Genomic DNA, 20,194 nt, shown 5'->3' with positions numbered 1-20,194 from the left:
GGAAAACGTCGGCTAGGATGCCTCGGGGCTTGGTACGATCTGCGGATTTGCGACGTCGTCGACATCGAGCGTCAGTGGCTCACCCGTCGTGAGGAACGACGACAGGGCCGCCTCGAACGGCCCAGGATCGAGGCCGCGCCCCTTCAGCCATTCGGGCTCGTAATAGGTCTGCCGGTAGCGCTCGCCGGAATCGCAGATCAGCGTCACCAGCGACCCTGATACGTTCGCCTGTCGCATCTCCGAGGCGAGGCGGCACAGTGCCAGGAAGTTAGTGCCGGTGGAGCCGCCGACCGCGCGGCGCAGCCGGCGCGACAGCACGTTCATCGCCGCGATCGTTGCCGCATCTGGGATCTTCATCATGCGGTCGACCACGCCGGGGACGAAGGAGGGTTCGCAGCGCGGCCGGCCGACGCCCTCGATCAGCGATGGGCGTTCGCAAACGTGAGAGCGGTCCTGCGTGCGGAAGCAATCGAAGAAGGCGGAATGCTCCACGTCGGCGACGCACAGCCGTGTCGGATACTGGCGATAACGCAAGTACCGTCCGATGGTGGCCGAGGTGCCGCCGGTGCCGGCACCCATGACGATCCAGTCGGGAATCGGACGCGGCTCGCCCTGCAATTGCGTGAAGATCGATTCGGCGATGTTGTTGTTGCCGCGCCAATCGGTGGCGCGCTCGGCAAAGGTGAACTGGTCCATGTAGTGGCCGTTCAGCCGGGTAGCGAGCGCGGCGGCTTCCGCGTAGAGCGCGCGGCCGTCGTCGATCAGATGGCAGTTGCCGCCATAATGCTCGATCGCGGCGATCTTCTCCGCCGAGGTCGTGCGCGGCATCACGGCGTAGAAGGGCACGCCGATCATCTGCGCGAAATAGGCTTCCGACACCGCCGTCGATCCCGACGAGGCCTCGACCACAGGCGTGCCTTCGCGGATGTGCCCGTTGCAGAGCGCGTAGAGGAACAGCGAGCGCGCAAGGCGGTGCTTCAGGCTGCCGGTCGGATGCGTGGACTCATCCTTCAGATAGATGTCGATGCCTGATAGCGCCGGCACGATCAGCCGGATCAGATGCGTGTCGGCCGTGCGGCACTGGTCGGCCTCGATCGCGGCGACGGCCTCGTCCACCCAACCGCGCCGATAGGCCGGCCCGGCCGGATTGAGGTGGCGGAAGGAGAATGTCTGCATCGAACGAATCTCCCATGATGCGGATCGCGCATCAAGTGCACTGGATTTTGTTTTGACGCGTTTTATGACGCGAACCGGTTTCCACTTCGCTGGAAAACGCTATGGCTCAAAACTCCAGCGGCGCGTTGTCGACGACCTCCTTCATCACGAAGAAGGTCCGGGTCTGGCGCACGCCGGGCAGCGCGATCAGCTGTTCGCCGTGGATGCGGTTGAAATCCTCCATGTCGCCGACGCGGATCTTGAGGAAATAGTCGAAGTCGCCGGCGACGAGGTGGCAGTCGAGCACGCATTTCAGCCGGGTGATCGCTTGCTCGAAGGTGGCAAAACTCTCCGGGGTCGAGCGGTCGAGCACGACGCCGACCATCACCAGCGTGCCCTTCGCCACCTTCTTCGGCGCAACCATGGCGCGGACCGCGGCGATGAAGCCGTCCTCGAACAGGCGCTGGGTGCGGCGATGGCAGGTGGCGGGGCTGATGGCGACGGTTTCGGCCAGCTCGGCGTTGCTCAGCCGGCCGTTATTTTGCAGCAATCTCAACATTTTAAGGTCGGTGCGATCGAGTCGGGCAGCCATGGAAGAAGCTTTCGATCTTTGGCTTCAGTTCGGAAGAAAGTAGATCTATTCGACGCCAGAGCGCAAGCTTTGTGGAAGTTGTTGCGCAATATTTGAAAGCACATTTGTCCACGGCAGTGCTAGGCGCTAGAGCCAATTCAACGCCAATCGGGATGACCCAATGATGCTGGACAAATTCGCGCGCTATCCGCTGACCTTCGGCCCGACGCCCATCGAGAAGCTGGAACGGCTGTCAAAGCATCTCGGCGGCAATGTCGAGATCTATGCCAAGCGCGAGGACTGCAATTCCGGCCTCGCCTATGGCGGCAACAAGCTGCGCAAGCTCGAATATATCATCCCGGACGCGATCGCCTCGAACGCGGACACGCTGGTCTCGATCGGTGGCGTGCAGTCCAACCACACCCGCATGATCGCGGCGGTCGCCGCCAAGATCGGCATGAAGTGCCGCCTGGTGCAGGAAGCCTGGGTCCCGCACGAGGACGCCGTCTATGACCGCGTCGGCAACATCATGCTGTCGCGCATCATGGGCGCCGACGTGCGCCTGGTGGATGACGGCTTCGACATCGGCATCCGCAAGAGCTGGGAGCAGGCGATCGAGGAGGTGAAGGCGGCGGGCGGCAAGCCCTACGCGATTCCCGCCGGTGCCTCCGTGCACAAATTCGGCGGCCTCGGCTATGTCGGCTTCGCCGAGGAAGTGCGCAAGCAGGAAGCCGAGCTCGGCTTCAAGTTCGACTACATCGTGGTCTGCACCGTCACCGGCTCGACCCATGCCGGCATGCTGGTCGGCTTCGCCGCCGACGGCCGCGCGCGGAAGGTGATCGGCATCGACGCCTCGTTCACGCCGGCGCAAACGAAAGCGCAGGTGCTCTCGATCGCGCAGAACACCGCCAAGCTCGTCGAGCTCGGCAAGGATATCGTCGAAGACGACGTCGTGCTGATCGAGGAATACGCCTATCCCGCCTATGGCGTGCCGTCGGAAGAGACCAAGGAAGCGATCCGCCTCACCGCACGGTTAGAGGCGATGATCACCGACCCCGTCTATGAGGGCAAATCGATGCAAGGCCTCATCGACCTGACCCAAAAGGGCCATTTCGAGAAGGGCGCAAAGATTCTCTACGCCCATCTCGGCGGCGCGCCGGCGCTCAACGGGTATGGGTACGCGTTCCGGAACGGCTGAGGTCTGTAGCCCGGATGGAGCGAAGCGTAATCCGGGACTTGTACAATACGGAAAGACTTCCCCGGATTGCGCTTCGCTCCATCCGGGCTACGGGTCAGGATGCCCTACCGCGTCTTGACGATCTGGAGCAGCTCGTCGCCGTAATGCTCGAGCTTCTTGTCGCCGATGCCGGGCACGTTGCGGAGCTCGTCCAGCGTCGTCGGCCACGCCCGGACGATGCCGTCGATGGTCGCATCGTGCAGCACGACATAGGCCGGCACGCCCCGTTCGCGCGCGATGTCCGAACGCCAGGACCTCAGCCGCGCCCGCAATTCGGGATCGACATCGCCCTGCGGCGCGTTGGCCGCAGGCGCGAGGTCACCACGGCGCGATTTTGTCCGGCTCGCGCGAACACGCGTGCCCGGTGCTTCCTCGCGCAGCCAGACCTCGGTCTCGCCGCGTAGCACACCGCGCGCGCTCTCCGTCAGTTTCAGCGCGCCGAACGCCTCGCTGTCGCTGTACAAATGCCCCATCGCCACCAGCTGCCGCAGCACGGTCCGCCACTGCTTCTCGTTCAGCTCGCGCCCAATGCCGAACACGGACAATTTGTCGTGTCCGAACTGCGTCACCTTTTCGGTGAGGCGGCCAATCAGGACGTCGATCAGCTGCATCGCACCGAAACGCTGCCCGGTGCGATAGGCGCAGGACAACAGCTTCTGCGCCAGCACCTTGCCGTCGCGCATCTTGGGCGGCGTCAGGCAGTTGTCGCAATTGCCGCAATTGTTCGCCGTCTCGGCCTCGCCGAAATAGGCGAGCAGCCGCTTGCGCCGGCACTGCGCGGTCTCGGCGAGGCCGACCAGTGCGTCGAGCTTGCCGATCGACACCCGCTTGAAATCGTCAGAACCGCTGGACTCGTCGATCATGCGGCGCTGCTGCACGATGTCGGAGAGACCATAGGCCATCCAGGCCGCCGACGGCTTGCCGTCGCGACCGGCGCGCCCCGTCTCCTGATAATAGGCCTCGATGCTCTTGGGCAGATCGAGATGGGCGACGAAGCGGACGTCGGGCTTGTCGATGCCCATGCCGAAGGCGATGGTCGCGACGATGACGATGCCGTCCTCGTTGAGGAACCGGTCCTGGTTGCGCGAGCGTATGCTGCTGTCGAGCCCGGCGTGATAGGGCAGCGCCGCAATGCCGGCGTCGTCGAGCGCGGCGGCAACCTCCTCGACGCGATTGCGCGACAGGCAATAGACCACGCCGGCGTCGCCCGCATGCCGCTCCCGGATGAATTCTTTCAGCTGCGACACTGCGTTGCGCTTGTCGACGATCTCGTAGCGGATATTCGGGCGATCGAAGCTGGAGACGAATTGCGGGCTGTCGGCGAGCCGAAGGCGCTCGACGATCTCCTTGCGCGTCAGCTCGTCGGCGGTCGCGGTCAGCGCGATGCGCGGAACGTTCGGAAAGCGTTCGGCGATGATGGAGAGGCCGACATATTCGGGGCGGAAGTCATGGCCCCATTGCGAGACGCAATGCGCCTCGTCGATCGCGAACAGCGCGACCTTCGCCTGCGCCAGCAGCGACAGGCAGCGCGGCGTCACCAGGCGTTCCGGCGCGACATAGAGCAGGTCGAGATCGCCCGCGATCAGGCGGCGCTCGATGTCGGAAGCTTCCTGCAGCGTCAGCGACGAGTTCAGCGCGGCGGCATTGACCCCGGCCTCGAGCAGGCCGGCGACCTGGTCGCGCATCAGCGCGATCAGCGGCGACACCACGATACCGCAGCCTTCGCGCAGCAGTGACGGCAATTGATAGCACAGCGACTTGCCGCCGCCGGTCGGCATCAATACCAGGCAATTGCCGCCATCCGTGACGTGCCGGATGATCTCGCCTTGCGCGCCGCGGAACCCCGGCAAGCCGAACACCGAATGCAGCACCGACAGCGCGTCGCGGCCGTTGGCCGGCGCAGGCAGCGGGGCGGTGGAAGGTGCGGACATGGGTGTGTCGGTACAAGGCCGTAGGATTCGTCACAAGGCCAGTCGCATGACCGCGCGGGCATGGCAAGACTGTTTGGATGGCAGGCAGGACTCTTCCCCTCTCCCCTTGCGGGAGAGGGTGGATCGCCGCGTAGCGCGAGACGGGTGAGGGGTATCTATCCACGGATTCGGTAAAGCTTGCTCTGTGGAGACATACCCCTCATCCGGCGCCATAGCCGAAGCTTTGCTTCGGCGTTCCTAGGAACGGCGGCCGAAGGCCGCCTATGCCACCTTCTCCCGCAAGGGGAGAAGGAAGAAGAAGCTACGCCCCGATTCGTCGCAGCGCTTCCGCCACCGTCACGATCGGCATGTCGCGCTTCCCGGCCGCCTCCAGCGCATGGCGCATCAGGTGCGGCGTGCAGCCGTAGGGGCTTGGCGCGTCGGCGACGTCGTGGCCGTAGAAGATCAGCCATCCGCCGCTCGCCACCGCCTCGTCGAAATAGCGATCGACGCCAGCAATATCGATCTCGCGATCGACCAGAGGCGAGGCGCGCAGGAACTGGAGGTCGATGACGTCGCGATTGACGCCGGGAAGGATGCCGCGCGCCGAGCGAAAGGCCTTTGCAAGCTGCGGCTTGCGCCAGACAGAGGCGATTCCATAGGGGTAGGCGAAGTTCTCCAGCACGATCGAGGAATCGATGGTGTGGAAATGGCTGCGGTTACGCTCGATCTCGCGCGCCATGGCGGCCTCGTCGAGATCGGCCGAGCTCTGGTGCGAAAAGGTATGGCAAGCAATCTCGTGACCGGCCCGGTGAAGCCGCACGATCGCGTCGTTCGACAGGCCGTGCCAGTGATCCGACGGACGATCGATCAGGCTGCCGGCGAGGTAATAGGTGCCGCGGCCGCCATGCGTCTCCAGAAGCGCGGCGCCCTCGCCTGCGGCGCTATCGGGCGCGTCGTCAAACGTGAAGCTCACCATCGGCGCATGCGCAGGCAGCCGGTGCGGCGCGGCACGGAAATGCCGGGCCAGCCGATTGCTCACGCGTCCCTGGAGTGCCGACCACACCGACTGCGTTTCCTGCGATTCCCTATTTCTCTACTGAAACATTCGTGCGCTGGTAGAGGCAAGCCTAACGCCCGGGTAATCCTAACGCGGAACCAACGCCCTTCGTCTAGCGTGCCAGGACCGAAATATCGGCTTCCGCACCGAGACATTGCAGCCAGTTGCGGAAAAGCGCCGCCGCGGCGCTGCCGGCGGCGATATCGGCGCGCAGATTCAGCGCAGGCAGTTCGTTGGTGAGCGCGGGGTGGCGCTGTTGGGTCGCCTTCTTCTCGAAGCGGGCGAGCTTCTCTTCGGTCGCTGCGTCAAAATAGCTCACGGGCAGGTGCGGATAAGCCTCGCGCTCGCGCGCGAGATAGCGGCCGATATCGCGCAGATATTCGCGCTGAAGCGACAGCGCATCGTATTCCGGGTGGCCCTGGAAGAAGACGAAGCGGCTGGCATATTGCCTGACGAAGATATCGACGCCGGCCTTTGCCGAACGGGTCAGCACCTGGTAGCCGGCCTGCGTGAGGTCGCTCTCGGCGATCTCGTTCAGGCGGGAATGCGAGACCTTGAGGGGCGCAGGCGCAGCGCGCGTCAGCGGATCGTTCGTCGCAGCTTCGCAGTCGAAAATGCCGTGACATTTAGCCGGGAGCCGCCGCCGCGCGATGCGGTCGAGATGCAGCACCGCCGCATGCGCGGCGAGGCACGACCAGATCGTCGAGCGCGTGTTGACCTTGGCCCAGTCGATCAGGTCGGTGAGGTCGCGCCAATACGGCTCCTGGTCGAGCTCGGGCGCGACCGGCTCGGCGCCGGTCACGATCAACCCGTCGAACTTGTGGTGCCTGAGCTCGCTGAGCTCCGAATATTCGCTTTCGACATGCCACTTCGCCTCGGGCGACCGCTTCACCGAGGGCAGCGAGAAACAATGGAAACGGATGCGGCGCGGACCTGCAGCCGCCTGGAGCAGCCGCATGAACTGCCGCTCGGTCGCCTTCAGCGCCGGATCCGGCATGTTGTTGATCAGACCGATCGTGAGATCGGCGAGACCGTGGTCGCGCGCGAGATCGCCCTCGGCCGGCACCAGCGCCGGGCTCGATATACCTTGATCCCTGTCGATCAAGATCGTCATCGGCGCGGTCGCCTACTCCGCGGCCTGGAGGCGTGCCGACGGGCAGGCCTTCTCTAGCGCCTGGCCGATGTCCTCGATGATATCTGCGGAATGCTCGATGCCAATTGACAGGCGGATCGTCTCCGGCAGCACGCCGGCGACGCGCTGCTGCTCCGCCGACATCTGCCGATGCGTGGTCGAGGCCGGATGGCACGCCAGCGACTTGGCATCGCCGATATTGACCAGGCGTGTGATCAGCTTCAGTGCATCGTAGAAGGTCTTGCCGGACTCCATGCCGCCCTTGATGCCGAAGGTGAACAGCGAGGAGGCATTACCGTCGAGGTATTTCTGAACGAGCGGGTAATAGGGGCTGTCCGGAAAGCCGGTGTAGTTGACCCAGGCAACGCGCGAATCCTTGCGCAGGAATTCGGCGACCTTGCGGGCGTTCTCGACATGGCGCTCCATACGCAGCGCGACGGTCTCGATGCCCTGGAGCAGCAGGAAGGCGTTGAACGGCGACAGCACCGAGCCCATGGTGCGCTGATAGATACTCCGCGCGCGCTCGATATAGGCGGTCTTGCCGAAGCGCTCGGCATAGACAAGGCCGTGATAGGAGGCGTCCGGCTTGTTGTAGCCGGGAAAGCGGTCGGCGTGCTTCGCCCAGGGGAAATTTCCGGAATCGACGATCGCACCACCGAGCGTGGTGCCGTGGCCGCCCAGAAACTTGGTCAGCGAATGCACGGCGATGTCGGCGCCGTAGTCGAACGGCTTGAGCAGGATCGGGGTCGCAACCGTGTTGTCCACGATCAGCGGCACGCCGTGCGCATGCGCGATCTTGGCGAGAGCCTCGATGTCGCAGACATTGCCGGCGGGATTGCCGATGGTCTCGGCGAACACGGCGCGTGTGTTCTCGTCGATCAGTTTTGCGATCGCATCCGGCTTGTCGCTCTCGGCGAAACGGCCGGTGATGCCCTGCCGCGGCAGGATGTGCGAGAGCAGCGTGTGCGTGGTGCCGTAGAGCTGCGGCACGGAAACGATGTTGCCGCCGTGATCGGCGACGTTGACGAAGGCGAAATGCAGCGCAGCCTGGCCGGTCGCAACCGCGAGCGCGCCGACGCCGCCTTCGAGCTGCGCGATACGCTTCTCCAGCACCGCGCTGGTCGGATTGGCGATGCGGCTGTAGCGAAAACCCTCAGCCTCGAGATTGAAGAGCGCGGCGCCGTGATCGGCGCTGTCGAAGGCATAGGCCGCGGTCTGGTAGATCGGCACCGCAACCGCGTGCGTGGTGGCTTCGGGCTCGTAGCCGGCGTGAATAGCGATCGTCTCGTTGCGCATCGTGCCACCTCCGCGTGGAGCGGGCCGCACTTATTGGCCTGTATGAGGCACGTGCGTTGTCCGCCGTTCCTCTGTTAGAGGCGGGTGGTAAAGCGGACAATAATTCGCCTAGAGATCGAGGAAGTAACCCTAACGATTGTTGGTGAATTGGCTAAAACTTGAATCGAATTGGATTAATGAATTCGTACGCCTTAGCCTCGCCGCTGCGCCATAGCCGATGCAAAGCATCGGCGTTCCAAGGACGGCGGCCGAAGGCCGCCTATGCCACCCTCTCCCCTCGTCGTAGGAGAGGGTGGCATTTTCACCTTACTCCATCGTGTCCCAGAGCCGGTGAGCGAGCACTCCGGCACGCTTCTCGATCGCGGCCGCCGCATCGAGCGCGAGGTCCTCGCGATAGCGGCCGGCGATCAGCTGCACGCCGATCGGCTTGCCGTCATGCAAGGACACCGGCACCACCGCGCCGGGCAGGCCCAGCACGTTGATGGCAGAGATGAAGCGGATCTCGCCCCAGAAGATTTCCTTCACGCGATCGGCACTGACGGTGTCGTCGCGCGGACCCGGCGTCGGTTTCACCGTGGTCGGCGCCAGCACGACAGGATATTCCTCGAAGAACAATTGCCAGGCGCGGATATGGCCGTTGCGTGCGGCCGTCGCCTGCATCCAGGCCTTGAGATCGAGCACATTGGCCTTGGTCTTCATGCCGCCCCAGGCCTTGTGGAAGTCCTCGGACGTCACCTTCAGCATGCCGGCCTCCTGCATCACCACGGTCTCGTTGGTGATGATGTCGCACCAGGTCTGCCAGACGCCGTCGATGTCGGGGACATCGACTTCGCTGACGCGATAGCCGGAGCGCTCCAGGTGATCGGCGGCCTGACGCAGCGCCGCGCGGACGGACGGATCGACGTCCATGTCCTCCGGAATCCTGGCCAGTGCGACCTTGATCGGTCCCTTCGGCTTCGGCCCGGCCAGCGGCGCCGGCACCCACCAAGGATCGCGCGGATCGCGCTGGCTCATCACATCGAGCGCGAGGCGGACGTCGCCGACGTGACGGGCGAGCGGGCCCTGCGCCGACATCAGATGCGCCAGCATCGGACGCTCGGCCGTGGCGCTTCCGTTGAAGGCGGGGATGCGGCCCTGCGTCGGCTTGATGGTGGCAACGCCGTTGCAATGCGCCGGCCACCGCAGCGAGCCGCCGATGTCGTTGCCATGGGCGATGGTGCCGATGCCGGCGGCGACCGCCGAGCCCGCGCCGCCCGAGGAACCGCCGCAGGTGATGTTCGGGTCCCAGGGGTTCAGCGTCAACCCGTGCAGCGGATTGTCGGTGAAGCCGCGGAACGAAAATTCCGGCGTGTTGGTGAGGCCGAGAACGATCGCGCCGGCCTTCTTCAGGTTACGCACGACCGGCGAATCCGACGGCGCGACGAGATCCTTGTTGGCGGGCACGCCGTTGAAATTGGGCCGGCCCTCGTAATCGACGTTTTCCTTGATGGTGATCGGCACGCCGTGCAGGAGGCCGAGCTCACCGCCCCTGCCGCGCTGCTTGTCGGCCGCATGCGCAGCGGCAAGCGCTTCTTCAGAGAGATCGACGACAACCGCGTTCAGCCGCGGATTGACGGCGCGCATCCGTTCGAGATGTGCTTCGACGGTCTCGACCGCGGAGATCGCGCCGTTGCGGATCGCGGCCGCGGTGTCGACCGCGGACCATTGCCAGACCGGACCTTTCGGACGGCGTGCCGCGGCCGCCTTGCGCGGTGCCGGCTTCTTGACTGTCTTCTTGGCCGCCTTTGCAACGGCCCCCTTGCGGGCGGTGCTCGTCTTGACCGAGGTCTTCGTTACTTTCCTTGCAACACTTTTCTTCTTGGTCGCCGTCTTCTTCGCCACGCCGCATCTCCAAAAAATTACGCCGCGGAGGTTATGGAGGTCACGCGAGCGTGTACAGGTGCGTTTCTGCATGGCGCGTTGCCGCGACGCTCTGCCACGGGCCGGCGTGAGAGACGCGCATGAACCTTTGGCCCCGCTCTCCTGACCCATATACTGGTTGAATGGGAGAACAAACCACCGCCAAGATTGTGCCATGGCGATTAGGTTTTTGACGTAGCTATTCTGACAGCGACGCATCGGAGCATTTGCCATGCTCGTGGAATTCGACAGCGGATACGACCAGCAGCCATTTCGCGATCTGTGCGCCGACTACCCGGGCGCTGAAGCCTACGATCCCAACGATTTCCGGATTGAATGGGGGCCGATCTTTCATCGCGGCCGGCTCGACGGATCGGCGCGTGTGCTCGTCGTCGGTCAGGATCCCGCTCAGCACGAGACGATCGTGCGCAGAATTCTGGTCGGCACTGCGGGCCGCCGGACGCAAGGTTTCCTGGCGAAGCTCGGGATCACGCAGAGCTACGTGATGGTGAACACCTTCCTGTACAGCGTCTACGGGCAGAGCGGCGGCAACAAGCACAAGAACGAGCCCGGTATCGTCGACTATCGCAACAAATGGTTCAAGGCCGTGCTCGCGCCGGGCAATATCGAGGCCGTCGTCTCGCTTGGCGGCCTCGCCGACGAGGCCTGGAAGGCCTGGCTCAAGACGCCCGACGGCGCGGCCTACAAGACCCTCGCGTATCAGCACATCACGCACCCGACCTGGCCGGAAAGCTCGGCCCATGACAACGCGACGCGGGCCGCGAACACCAAGATCATGCTGACGAAGTGGAACGCCGCGCTCGCGGCTCTCGCACCTGAGATCCAGCATCCCGACGTGCCGACGACGCTTGTGCCATATGGTGATGCCTTCAAACCGACCGAGCTCTTCGACATCATCGCAAAGGATCTCCCGGCGGGACTGCCGGCGTGGATGCGCGGAGACACGCCATGGGCCGTGCGCCAGGGCGCCGACGCGACCACCAAGCGACGCACGATCACGATCACCATCCCCGACGGAGTGATCCCATGAGCCCGGCTGCCAACCCGAAGCGATGGGCCCTGAGCGGGCGGATCGTGACTATGACCACTGAGGGCGACGTCATCAAGAGCGGGACGATCTTCATAGAGGACAATCGCATCGCCGCGGTCGTACCCAAGGGGCAGCCGACCCCGGTCGGCTTCGAGGCCGTCGTTGCAGTGGCGACCGGCGGCACCATCTATCCCGGCCTGATCGAGCTGCATAATCACCTGAGTTACAACATCCTGCCGCTCTGGCGCGTGCCGCAGTCCTACGGCAATCGCGACCAATGGCAGAATGCCAAATCGTACAAGACGTCCGTAACCGGCCCCATGAGCGCGATCGCACTGGCCGACGACGGCTCGCTGCTGCCGGCCCTGGTTCGCTATGTCGAAGCCAAGTGCATGGTCGCGGGTACCACGACGAGCCAGGGGATCACGCTGTCGAACTGGAGCGGCACGATCCACAAATATTACAAGGGCGCGTTGCGCGCCGCCGAGATCGGCAGCCCGCCCGATCTGCCGCGGGCACACTCGAAGATTCCCGACATCGATGCCGAGGATTGGGCGAAATTCGACAACGAGCTGAAATCGTCATCGTGCTTCCTGCTGCATCTCAGCGAAGGCATCGACACCAAGGCGCATAGCCACTTCCTCGCCTTGCGCAATTCCGAGGGCGATTGGGCGATCGAACCGTCGCTGGCCGGCATTCATTGCACGGCACTCGATGCGACCGACTTCGGAACGATGGCGGAAAACCATGCCAAGGTGGTCTGGTCCCCCTTGAGCAATCTCCTGCTCTACGGAAAGACGACCAATGTCGTTGCCGCGCGCACGGCCGGCCTCATCATTGCGCTCGGCTCGGACTGGTCGCCGTCCGGCAGCAAGAACCTGCTCGGCGAGCTGAAGGCGGCCAAGGTCGTGTCCGCGCATTTCAATCTCGGCTTCAGCGACTACGACATCGTCTCGATGGCGACGCGCAATCCGGCCTCGATCCTCAAGTGGGATGCGAAGCTGGGAACGATCGCCAATGGCAAGTTCGCCGACCTTCTGGTCGTGAAGGGAGTCACCGGCGATCCCTACGCTCATCTGATCAAATCGCGCGAGCAGGACATCGTTCTGGTCACCATTGGCGGACGAGCCCGTTATGGGACGAAGACGGTCATGCAGAAGGCGGGCGGAAGCGGCGAGGCGCTCAGGATCGGCAGCAGCGCGCGGGTGATCGACTTCACCTCGCCCGACCAGGATCCCGGGATCGAGAGGATCACGCTGGCGGAGGCGACGAGCCGCCTCCGTGCCGCGCTCGGCAATCTCGGCACCTTGCAACCGCACAGCCTCGCCATAAGCGATGCGATCGCCCGCGGAGCGGTGTCGCGGACCGGATGGCGCCTCGCGCTGGACGAGCAGTTCGGCAACAATGTCCAACTGCGCCCGCGGCTCGAATTCAACGGTGTCAGGACCGGTCCGGATTTGGCGGCGGTCGCGGCAGCGGCCGAGCCGCTGCATCCGATCAAGCTGGATGGCCTCACGGTATCAGGCGATCCCGCGTTTCTGGACACGCTGAAGAACGAGCCGAATCTTCCAGCGGGAATCGCGACGGCGATCGCGGCTTTTTACTAGTCGTTCGTCACACCAGCGGCGGATTGAGGCGCGTAAAGCCTTCCTGGATGCGATAGGGGTAGTAGGGATAAGGCGGCATCACGGCGCTGACCTCGTCGAGACGCGTGATCTGCGCAGCGCTCAGCGACCAGCCAACCGCGCCGAGATTGTCGCGCAATTGCGCTTCGTCGCGGGCACCGATGATCACCGAGGATACGGTCGGACGCGACAGCAGCCAGGCAATCGCGATTTGCGGCACGGTGCGGCCGGTCTCCGCGGCGATTGTATCAAGCACGTCGACGATGGCATAGAGACGCTCATCATCCACGGGCGGGCCGAACTGCGCGGTGGCGTGCAGACGGCTGTTCGCAGGGAGCGGCTCGCCGCGCCGGATCTTGCCGGTGAGCCGGCCCCAGCCGAGCGGGCTCCAGACCAGCGCGCCGACGCCCTGGTCGCGAGCGAGCGGCATCAGTTCCCATTCATAGTCGCGGCCGAGCAGCGAATAATAGACCTGATGCGCGACATGGTGCGGCCAGCCGTGCCGTTCGGCAATTGAGAGCGACTTCATCAGCTGCCAGCCGGCGAAATTGGAAACACCGACATAGCGCAGCTTGCCGGCACGTACGAGCGTATCGAGCGTGGACAGCACCTCCTCGATCGGCGTGAACGCATCGAAGGCATGGAGCTGGAGCAGATCGAGGTAATCGGTGCCGAGCCGCCGCAGCGCTGCTTCGACCGAGGCGACCAGACGATATCGCGAAGAGCCGGCATCGAGCGGACCGTCGCCCATCGGCAGGCTCATCTTAGTGGAGATCAGCACCTTGTCGCGGCGTCCCCTGATCGCGGCGCCGAGGATTTCCTCTGACGCGCCGTTCGAATAGACATCGGCGCTGTCGAACAGATTGACGCCGGCCTCGAGGCAGATATCGACCAGCCTGCGCGCTTCGTCAGCGCCGCTGCGGCCCCAGGCCGAGAACAGCGGGCCTTCGCCGCCAAACGTGCCCGTGCCGAAGCTGAGGACGGGTACCCTGAGGCCGGAAGCGCCGAGATTGCGATATTCCATGATCATTCTCCTATTCCGCCGGGCACGCCGCGACTGCGGACTGCGTTCGATCGAGCTGAAGGCTCCATAGCGCGAGCACGAGACCGACGGCCGTGATGCCGGCCGCGACCAGCGGCAGCGCGGAGAGACCGAGCCCGCGATCGATGGTGACGCCGCCCGCCCAGGCGCCGAGCGCGTTGCCGAGATTGAAGGCGGCGATGTTGAGGCTGGAGGCGAGCGTGCGGCCGCTGGGGCCGGCGGCTTCCAGCACGCGAAGCTGGAGCGGCGCGACGGTCGCAAAGGCCGCAATGCCAAGCAGCAGGATCAGCGCGATGGCTGCGATCTTGACCGACAGCACTGCAGCAAGGCCAAGCAGCACGATGGCGAGCGCAGCGAGCGTGCCGATCAGGGCACGCGCAAGGCCGCGATCGGCGAGCTTGCCGCCGGCGACATTGCCGATCGCGAGACCTGCGCCGAACACCAGCAGGATCGGAGAGACCGCGGCTTCCGAGAAACCAGTGAAGCGCGTCAGGAGCGGCTGGATATAGGTGAAGACGACGAACAGCCCGGCAAAGCCGAACACGGTCATGGCAAGACCGAGCAGCACCTGCGGCCGGCCAAGCACCGCGATCTCCTCGGCCAACGATACTGGCTTGTCGCCATTGCCTACATGGCCGGGCACGAATGTGGCCACCACTGCGAAGGCGATCACGCCGATCACCGTCACCGCCCAGAATGCGGCGCGCCAGCCGAGCATCAGGCCGAACCAGGCGCCGAAGGGCACGCCCAGGAGTGTCGCGACCGTCAGGCCGATGAACATGGTGGCAATCGCCGACGCGCGCTTGTCCTCGGCGACGAGGCTGGTGGCGACCACCGAGCCGACGCCGAAGAAGGTGCCGTGGGCGAGCGAGGTCAGCACCCGCGCCGCCATCAGCCATTCGTAGTTCGGCGCCAGCGCGCAAGCCGCGTTGCCGAGCGTGAAGATCGCCATCAGCGCGAGAAGAACGGTTTTCCGCGGCATCCGCCGCGTCGCCAGCGTCAGGACAGGCGCGCCGACGAAGACGCCGAGCGCATAGCCGGAGATCAGCAGCCCCGCGACCGGCACGGTGACGTGCATGTCGGCGGCGACCTGGAGCAACAGGCCCATGATGATGAACTCGGTGGTGCCGATGCCGAAGGCACCGGCGGTGAGGGCGAGGACGGCGGGAGGCATGCGTGGCTCCAATGCGAGGGACGAGCCATGCAGATAGCCGCAGCGCAACAAAACCATTAGGATGTCCGCAATCCAATCATTTGTGACGTGAATTCAACATGGCCCGCTTCGACACCAACCGCTCCGCCGAGATGGAGGTTTTCGTCCGCGTCGTCGATCTCGGCGGATTCACCCAGGCCGCGCGAAAACTGCGCCTGACCCCGTCGGGCGTCAGCAAGCTGATCTCGCGGCTGGAGACGCGCCTCGGCTCACGGCTGATCAACCGCACCACGCGCAAGCTGACACTGACGGAGGAGGGCCAGGCCTTCTACCAGCGCGCCGTCCGCATTCTCGGAGAGATGGAAGAGGCCGAGCGCGAGGCGGCTTCAGGCGCCGCGCCGCGCGGCCGCCTCACGGTCAACTGCAACATCCCTTTCGGCATGCTGCACGTCCTACCGCTGATTCCCCGCTTCCTGGAACGGCATCCCGAGGTCACACTCGACCTCGTGCTGACCGATACGCTGATCGACCTGATGCAGGAACGGGCCGATATTGCCATCCGCGTCGGGCCCCTGAAAGCTTCACGTCTGGTCGCGCGAAAGCTCGGCACCAGCCGCATGGTCGTCGTCGGCACCCCAAACTATCTGGCGCGCTTCGGCACGCCGAAGATTCCGGCGGATCTCACCGAGCACCGCGGCATCGGCTGGACCTTTCCGCGCATCCGCGGCGGCTGGCCATTCCGGCGCGGCGACCGCACCGAGGAAGCCATGCCGCCACCGGCCGCCCGCGCCAGCGACGGCGAAATCGCCCGCCGCCTCGCCCTCGGCGGCGTCGGCCTCGCCCGCCTCGCCCTCTTCCACATCGGCCCCGACATCGAATCGGGCCGCCTCGTCCCGGTGCTGCAAGGCTACAATCCCGGCGACCGCGAAGACATCCACGCCGTCTATGTCGGCCACACCGCGCCCCTGCCCGCGCGCGTGCGCGCGTTCATCGATTTTCTCGCCGAGCATGTGCGGGTGAGCGACCCCGCGCTGAAGCGCGCGGGGGACGGGAGGTGGAGGGTGGCCTAGGGACGTCGAAATCGCGGCGATGCGCGCGTTCGGTGCTGCCCATCGTGTCATGGGAGCGGACCAACAATCCGTTGGCCGTTGCGCGCTGCGATCGTCGGCAGCATGTCCATGTGCTGCTCGCGCGGCTCGGGGATCCTGTGCAGATCGCGGAAGAATTCCTCGTGACGACGCGGCGTGGAGACGAGGATGTGTCTCGCGTCGGCCGGCCCCTCATTGGTGAAGCCGTGAACAACTCCTCTCGGCACGAGAATCCGCGAACCGGGTCCAGCGACCTCGGTCTGGTCTCCCACGAGGTATTTCACCTCGCCCTCCAGGAGGACAAACAGCTTGTCCTCCTCCTCGGAGATGTGGGCGGGTGCGCCGAAGCCCGGCTTGATGGTCATGTCCAGCACCGTGAACGGGCTTTCCTGCGGATTGATAATTTTCGTCGTGAGACCGGCAAATTCGGTCGTTTCGAACTTCGTCGTGATGACGCTCTGCATTGGCCAAGGCTCCATTGACTTCGGAGCTCCATAGATTGCATGCGGGAGGGCTGCGGATTAGTCCCCTTCCGCAAGCCACAGCGGCTGTAGTTCTGGCCAATTGGCATCGGAGTTTCCCGAAGACCAGTTCTGCTGCCCGAACGGTCCACCTCAAACTGTCGGCATGAACAACGACAACAACGGAGATCACCGCCCCGCAGCTGCAAGGTGTCGCTCGAACACACGGGTAAAATCCGCGACCTTGGCGCTTAGATCGGCCCGCGACGGATATGTGAGATGCAGGCGGATCGTCCCGGAGAACTGCTCTGGCAAAACCGGCACGACGAGCCCCGATGCGTATTCCACTCTGCAGAGGGCTTCCGGAAGCAGACCAATCCCCTGGTGATCCAGCACAAGCTCACGAGCAAGAGCGAAGGAGTCGACCGCGACATGAAAGGCGGGCCACGTCGCCCCGCCCGGCAAGGAGCGGGATAGAAGGCGCAGCAATTCACGCCTCGATGGCCCGATCAAGGTCGACGCGTCGCGAATATCGACGGGGATCCCGTGACTGCTCACATAGTCTGCGCTCGCATAAAGACCAAACTTCATGTCGATTGCGCCCTTGATCAGGGCTTCCTGAGGATTGGCCGCTCCGATGCGGAGCGCAATATCAATATCCTGGGAGATGAGATCGAGCACGTCGTTCGTGAGCGACACCTCAAAGCGCACATTGGGGTGTTCGTTTCTGAAATCCCCGATCGCGGCTGCCACGATCCTGACCGGAAAGTCGGCCGGCAGCGTGATGCGGATTTCGCCGGCATATGGGTCGTCAGCACCGCTTACCCCCCGGAGCGCGTTGACAAGCAGGGCAAGCGCGCCAGCCGAACGCTGGTAGAGTTCTCGTCCTGCGGCCGTGAGGGCAAAAGCGCGCGTGGACCTCTTGAAGAGCCGCGCACCGAGCGCCGCCTCCAGGCTGCGGATGCGCAAGCTGACGGACGACCTCGGCGTGTTGGTTTCGCGGGCTGCCGCCGCAAATCCGCCGGCGCGCACGACAGCGACGAATGTCTGCAGGGAATTCAAGTCGATCGGCTGCGCGTCGGTGTGAGCGAGACTTGAATGTTCATTCTGATCATCCTTCTCGGCCTCTTCGAGAGCGCTGCTGTGTGCCTTCATGACGTCCTGCTTCCGGTGATGGTCCGGCGCGCGCGGGAACTTCATAAGGGAAGGGAGCGGCAACCGATAGCGAACCTATGGACGGGAACAATGACCGGAGCGCACCAGGATTTGCGACGCAATTGAACGTGACCGTCGGTTGATTGAGCAAGCCGCGATATCGTCAGCTCATCCTTCATGGTGGATGCTCTCAGGGGAGAGGGCGGGATGAATCCCGCCCTTTCATCGTCAGATAGTCGGATGAAGGTTGCGGACCGGGCTCACCTCCTCGAGGAGCGAGGCGATCTTGAGCACCGTCGATTCCGCCAGCCAGGAGGAGACGATTTGCACGCCGATCGGAAGACCGTCATGGCTCGTTCCAAACCGCATTGATAGAGCGGGCATTCCCGTCAAGCTGAACGGTGATGTGGCGCTCATGACGTGAAAGGGTGAAACCGTCACACCATCGACCACGAGGTCGTTGAGACCATGCTTGGTCGCCGGGAACGGGGTCACCGGACATAGCAGCACATCGTACCGCTGGAAGTATTCGGCGAAGCTGTCGCGAAGGCGCTCTATGGCCTGCTCGGCGGCGACGAAATCGGCGATCGGCGTATCGGGTGCATCAAGGACCAGTTTGGCGTGCCTGAAGATCTCGGCCTCATGGCCGGCGGTGACCTTCTCGAACTCGCTCCGGGATTCCATCTGCTGGAGCTGCCAGAGGACGCTGTTGGCATCGGTCTGCTCCACCACCGGCAACCGGACCTGTTCGACGTGGTAGCCGGCAATGCGCAGCGCATGTGCCGCTGCCTTCACGGTCGCGACCACTTCCGGATCGATGGGTCCGAAGAAGCCCGGAGAGGCCATCCAGCCCACGCGAAGCTCACGGGTCGATTTCGTACCTAACCCTGTATCGAGGCTGGGCGAGCTGACCGAGAAGCCGTCGGCGCCGTCGGGTCCTGCCATCAAGGAATAAGCGAGCGCCACATCGCGAACCGAACGTGCCATCGGACCGATATGCCAGAAGCGACGTGGCACCCGGGGCCAGTGGCCTGTCATCGGCATTCGACCGTGAGTGGCCTTGAATCCGACGACACCGGTATGCGCTGCCGGGCCGCGCAAAGAGATCGAGAGATCGCTGCCCACACCGAGTGGCGACATGCCCGCCGCGATGGCAGCGGATTCACCGCCGCTCGATCCGCTTGGCGTGTAGTCGAGGTTCCAAGGGTTGTTGGTTTGGCCCGTCAGGAGATTGTCGGTTTCGATCGAATAGGAAAATTCGGGCGGGTTCGTCTTTGCGATGAGAATGGCGCCGGCGGCCTTCAGCCTGGCCACGACGGTGGCATCAGTATCAGGCACGCGCCCCCTGAAAATCGGCGAACCGCGCTGTGTCAGCACACCCGCCGTGTCGATTCCGTCCTTGACCGTGAACGGAACGCCATGGAGAGGGCCGAGCTGGGCGCCCGACATCACCGCCGCTTCGGCCGTCCTGGCGCCTTCGATCGCGCCGTCGGCCAGCGTCACGATCGCGTTCAGCCTGGGATTGACCGCCGCGATGCGGTCGAGATGCGCCCGCATGACCTCGACGGGCGAAAGCTCCCGTTGGGCAATGAGCTGGGAGATGCGGGTGGCGTCCATTTTAACGATGTCATCAGTCATATCTATCCTACCTGTCATTTGGTAGGCTGGACATGTCCCTCGCATTTACGGACTTCAATCCCTACCTGCCATTTGGTAGGGACACGTTGAGGTGATCACGATGAGCGAAAATGCGAGGGAAGCAATCCTGGCCGCGGCGCGCAGGACAGCGCAGGCCCACGGCTATGGCGGGTTGAACTTCCGCGACATCGGGGCTGAAGTCGGCATCAAGGCTGCGAGCATCTATCATCACTTCCCCGGCAAGGCCGAGCTGGGTGCGGCGGTGGCGAGACGCTACTGGGAGGATACGGCGGCGAACCTCGAAGCTCTTTCAAAAGCGAACGGAGATCCAAGAAAGGCGCTCCGCGCCTATCCGGGACTTTTTCGTCGATCGCTCGAGCAGGACAATCGCATGTGCCTCTGTAGCTTCATGGCAGCCGAATATGATGATCTGCCGGACGCCGTCAAAACCGAGGTGCAGGCTTTCGCCGATGTCAACGTGGCATGGCTGACCAGGATGCTCGCTGCGGCTTCAATTCCCGCCAGCAAGCGTGAAGCAAAAGCGCGCGCGATCTACGCGGCCGTTGCCGGCGCGCAGCTGATGGCGCGGAGCCGCGCCGACCTGAAATTGTTCGATGCGCTGATCGAAAGCTATCGGGGATCGGGCTTGATCCCGACTTGAAAGCCGATCCTGCCTGCGCCGCCCAAACGGCTGGTGGAGATGAATCGTGGACATCTTTGG

At 64.2% G+C, this 20,194-nt stretch carries 17 protein-coding genes; 5 read left to right on the top strand and 12 right to left on the bottom strand.

Features of this window, described 5'->3' with window-relative positions:
- Positions 1 to 12: 12 nt before the first annotated feature.
- A complete protein-coding gene (locus tag AB7245_RS02935; protein ID WP_439033881.1) occupies positions 13 to 1,176 on the bottom strand; it encodes a PLP-dependent cysteine synthase family protein in 1,164 nt (387 codons plus the stop codon).
- Between the two features lie 106 nt (positions 1,177 to 1,282).
- Positions 1,283 to 1,747, bottom strand: coding sequence for an Lrp/AsnC family transcriptional regulator (locus AB7245_RS02930; RefSeq protein WP_038943290.1), 465 nt, complete (start codon positions 1,745 to 1,747; stop codon positions 1,283 to 1,285).
- A 163-nt stretch (positions 1,748 to 1,910) separates the two neighbouring features.
- On the opposite strand from AB7245_RS02930, the gene AB7245_RS02925 reads away from it, so the two are divergent.
- Positions 1,911 to 2,924, top strand: coding sequence for a 1-aminocyclopropane-1-carboxylate deaminase (locus AB7245_RS02925; RefSeq protein ID WP_439035695.1), 1,014 nt, complete (start codon positions 1,911 to 1,913; stop codon positions 2,922 to 2,924).
- Between the two features lie 104 nt (positions 2,925 to 3,028).
- On the opposite strand, the gene recQ is transcribed toward AB7245_RS02925, so the two are convergent.
- From recQ to AB7245_RS02900, 5 genes are all read right to left on the bottom strand, one after another.
- Positions 3,029 to 4,894, bottom strand: coding sequence for a DNA helicase RecQ (recQ, locus tag AB7245_RS02920; RefSeq protein WP_166346308.1), 1,866 nt, complete (start codon positions 4,892 to 4,894; stop codon positions 3,029 to 3,031).
- A gap of 301 nt (positions 4,895 to 5,195) precedes the next feature.
- Complete coding sequence (locus tag AB7245_RS02915; protein ID WP_439033880.1) at positions 5,196 to 5,939, bottom strand: polysaccharide deacetylase family protein; 744 nt, start codon at positions 5,937 to 5,939, stop codon at positions 5,196 to 5,198.
- 106 nt (positions 5,940 to 6,045) lie between these two features.
- Positions 6,046 to 7,047, bottom strand: a complete 1,002-nt coding sequence (gene metA, locus AB7245_RS02910; RefSeq protein ID WP_439033879.1) for a homoserine O-succinyltransferase MetA — start codon at positions 7,045 to 7,047, stop codon at positions 6,046 to 6,048.
- 12 nt (positions 7,048 to 7,059) lie between these two features.
- A complete protein-coding gene (locus tag AB7245_RS02905; RefSeq protein ID WP_439033878.1) occupies positions 7,060 to 8,361 on the bottom strand; it encodes an O-acetylhomoserine aminocarboxypropyltransferase/cysteine synthase family protein in 1,302 nt (433 codons plus the stop codon).
- A gap of 306 nt (positions 8,362 to 8,667) precedes the next feature.
- Entirely contained in the window at positions 8,668 to 10,242 is a 1,575-nt protein-coding gene (locus AB7245_RS02900) for an amidase family protein (protein WP_439033877.1), read from the bottom strand.
- 250 nt (positions 10,243 to 10,492) lie between these two features.
- Between AB7245_RS02900 and AB7245_RS02895 the strand changes: the two genes are divergently transcribed.
- Positions 10,493 to 11,311: a uracil-DNA glycosylase gene (locus AB7245_RS02895; protein WP_354246814.1), complete on the top strand. Its 819-nt coding sequence runs from the start codon at positions 10,493 to 10,495 to the stop codon at positions 11,309 to 11,311.
- Positions 11,308 to 12,918, top strand: a complete 1,611-nt coding sequence (locus tag AB7245_RS02890; RefSeq protein ID WP_439033876.1) for an amidohydrolase family protein — start codon at positions 11,308 to 11,310, stop codon at positions 12,916 to 12,918. Before AB7245_RS02895 ends, AB7245_RS02890 begins: the two co-directional genes overlap by 4 nt.
- Positions 12,919 to 12,925: 7 nt before the next feature.
- Here the strand turns inward: AB7245_RS02890 and AB7245_RS02885 are convergent, their stop codons facing one another.
- Entirely contained in the window at positions 12,926 to 13,960 is a 1,035-nt protein-coding gene (locus tag AB7245_RS02885; protein ID WP_439033875.1) for an aldo/keto reductase, read from the bottom strand.
- A 10-nt stretch (positions 13,961 to 13,970) separates the two neighbouring features.
- On the bottom strand, positions 13,971 to 15,152 hold the full coding sequence (locus tag AB7245_RS02880) for an MFS transporter (RefSeq protein ID WP_439033874.1): 1,182 nt from the start codon (positions 15,150 to 15,152) through the stop codon (positions 13,971 to 13,973).
- Between the two features lie 98 nt (positions 15,153 to 15,250).
- Here AB7245_RS02880 and AB7245_RS02875 point away from each other — a divergent pair, with 98 nt between their 5' ends.
- Positions 15,251 to 16,201: a LysR family transcriptional regulator gene (locus AB7245_RS02875; RefSeq protein ID WP_439033873.1), complete on the top strand. Its 951-nt coding sequence runs from the start codon at positions 15,251 to 15,253 to the stop codon at positions 16,199 to 16,201.
- A gap of 47 nt (positions 16,202 to 16,248) precedes the next feature.
- Here AB7245_RS02875 and AB7245_RS02870 read toward each other — a convergent pair whose 3' ends face one another.
- The 3 genes from AB7245_RS02870 to AB7245_RS02860 all read right to left on the bottom strand — a co-directional run bounded on the left by AB7245_RS02870 (position 16,249) and on the right by AB7245_RS02860 (position 19,473).
- Positions 16,249 to 16,683: a cupin domain-containing protein gene (locus AB7245_RS02870; RefSeq protein WP_439033872.1), complete on the bottom strand. Its 435-nt coding sequence runs from the start codon at positions 16,681 to 16,683 to the stop codon at positions 16,249 to 16,251.
- A gap of 186 nt (positions 16,684 to 16,869) precedes the next feature.
- Positions 16,870 to 17,835, bottom strand: coding sequence for a LysR family transcriptional regulator (locus AB7245_RS02865; protein ID WP_439033871.1), 966 nt, complete (start codon positions 17,833 to 17,835; stop codon positions 16,870 to 16,872).
- 228 nt (positions 17,836 to 18,063) lie between these two features.
- Positions 18,064 to 19,473 (bottom strand): amidase, encoded by a 1,410-nt coding sequence (locus AB7245_RS02860; RefSeq protein WP_439033870.1) that lies wholly within the window; start codon positions 19,471 to 19,473, stop codon positions 18,064 to 18,066.
- Positions 19,474 to 19,573: 100 nt separating this feature from the next.
- On the opposite strand from AB7245_RS02860, the gene AB7245_RS02855 reads away from it, so the two are divergent.
- On the top strand, positions 19,574 to 20,134 hold the full coding sequence (locus tag AB7245_RS02855; RefSeq protein ID WP_354180251.1) for a TetR/AcrR family transcriptional regulator: 561 nt from the start codon (positions 19,574 to 19,576) through the stop codon (positions 20,132 to 20,134).
- Positions 20,135 to 20,194 lie beyond the last annotated feature (60 nt).

The organism is Bradyrhizobium sp. 604_D8_N2_3, from assembly GCF_051810765.1.
GTDB classification, from domain to species: domain Bacteria; phylum Pseudomonadota; class Alphaproteobacteria; order Rhizobiales; family Xanthobacteraceae; genus Bradyrhizobium; species Bradyrhizobium barranii.
The sequence above is the reverse complement of the archived record's forward strand: the minus strand, read 5'-3'. Positions and strand labels throughout refer to the sequence as shown.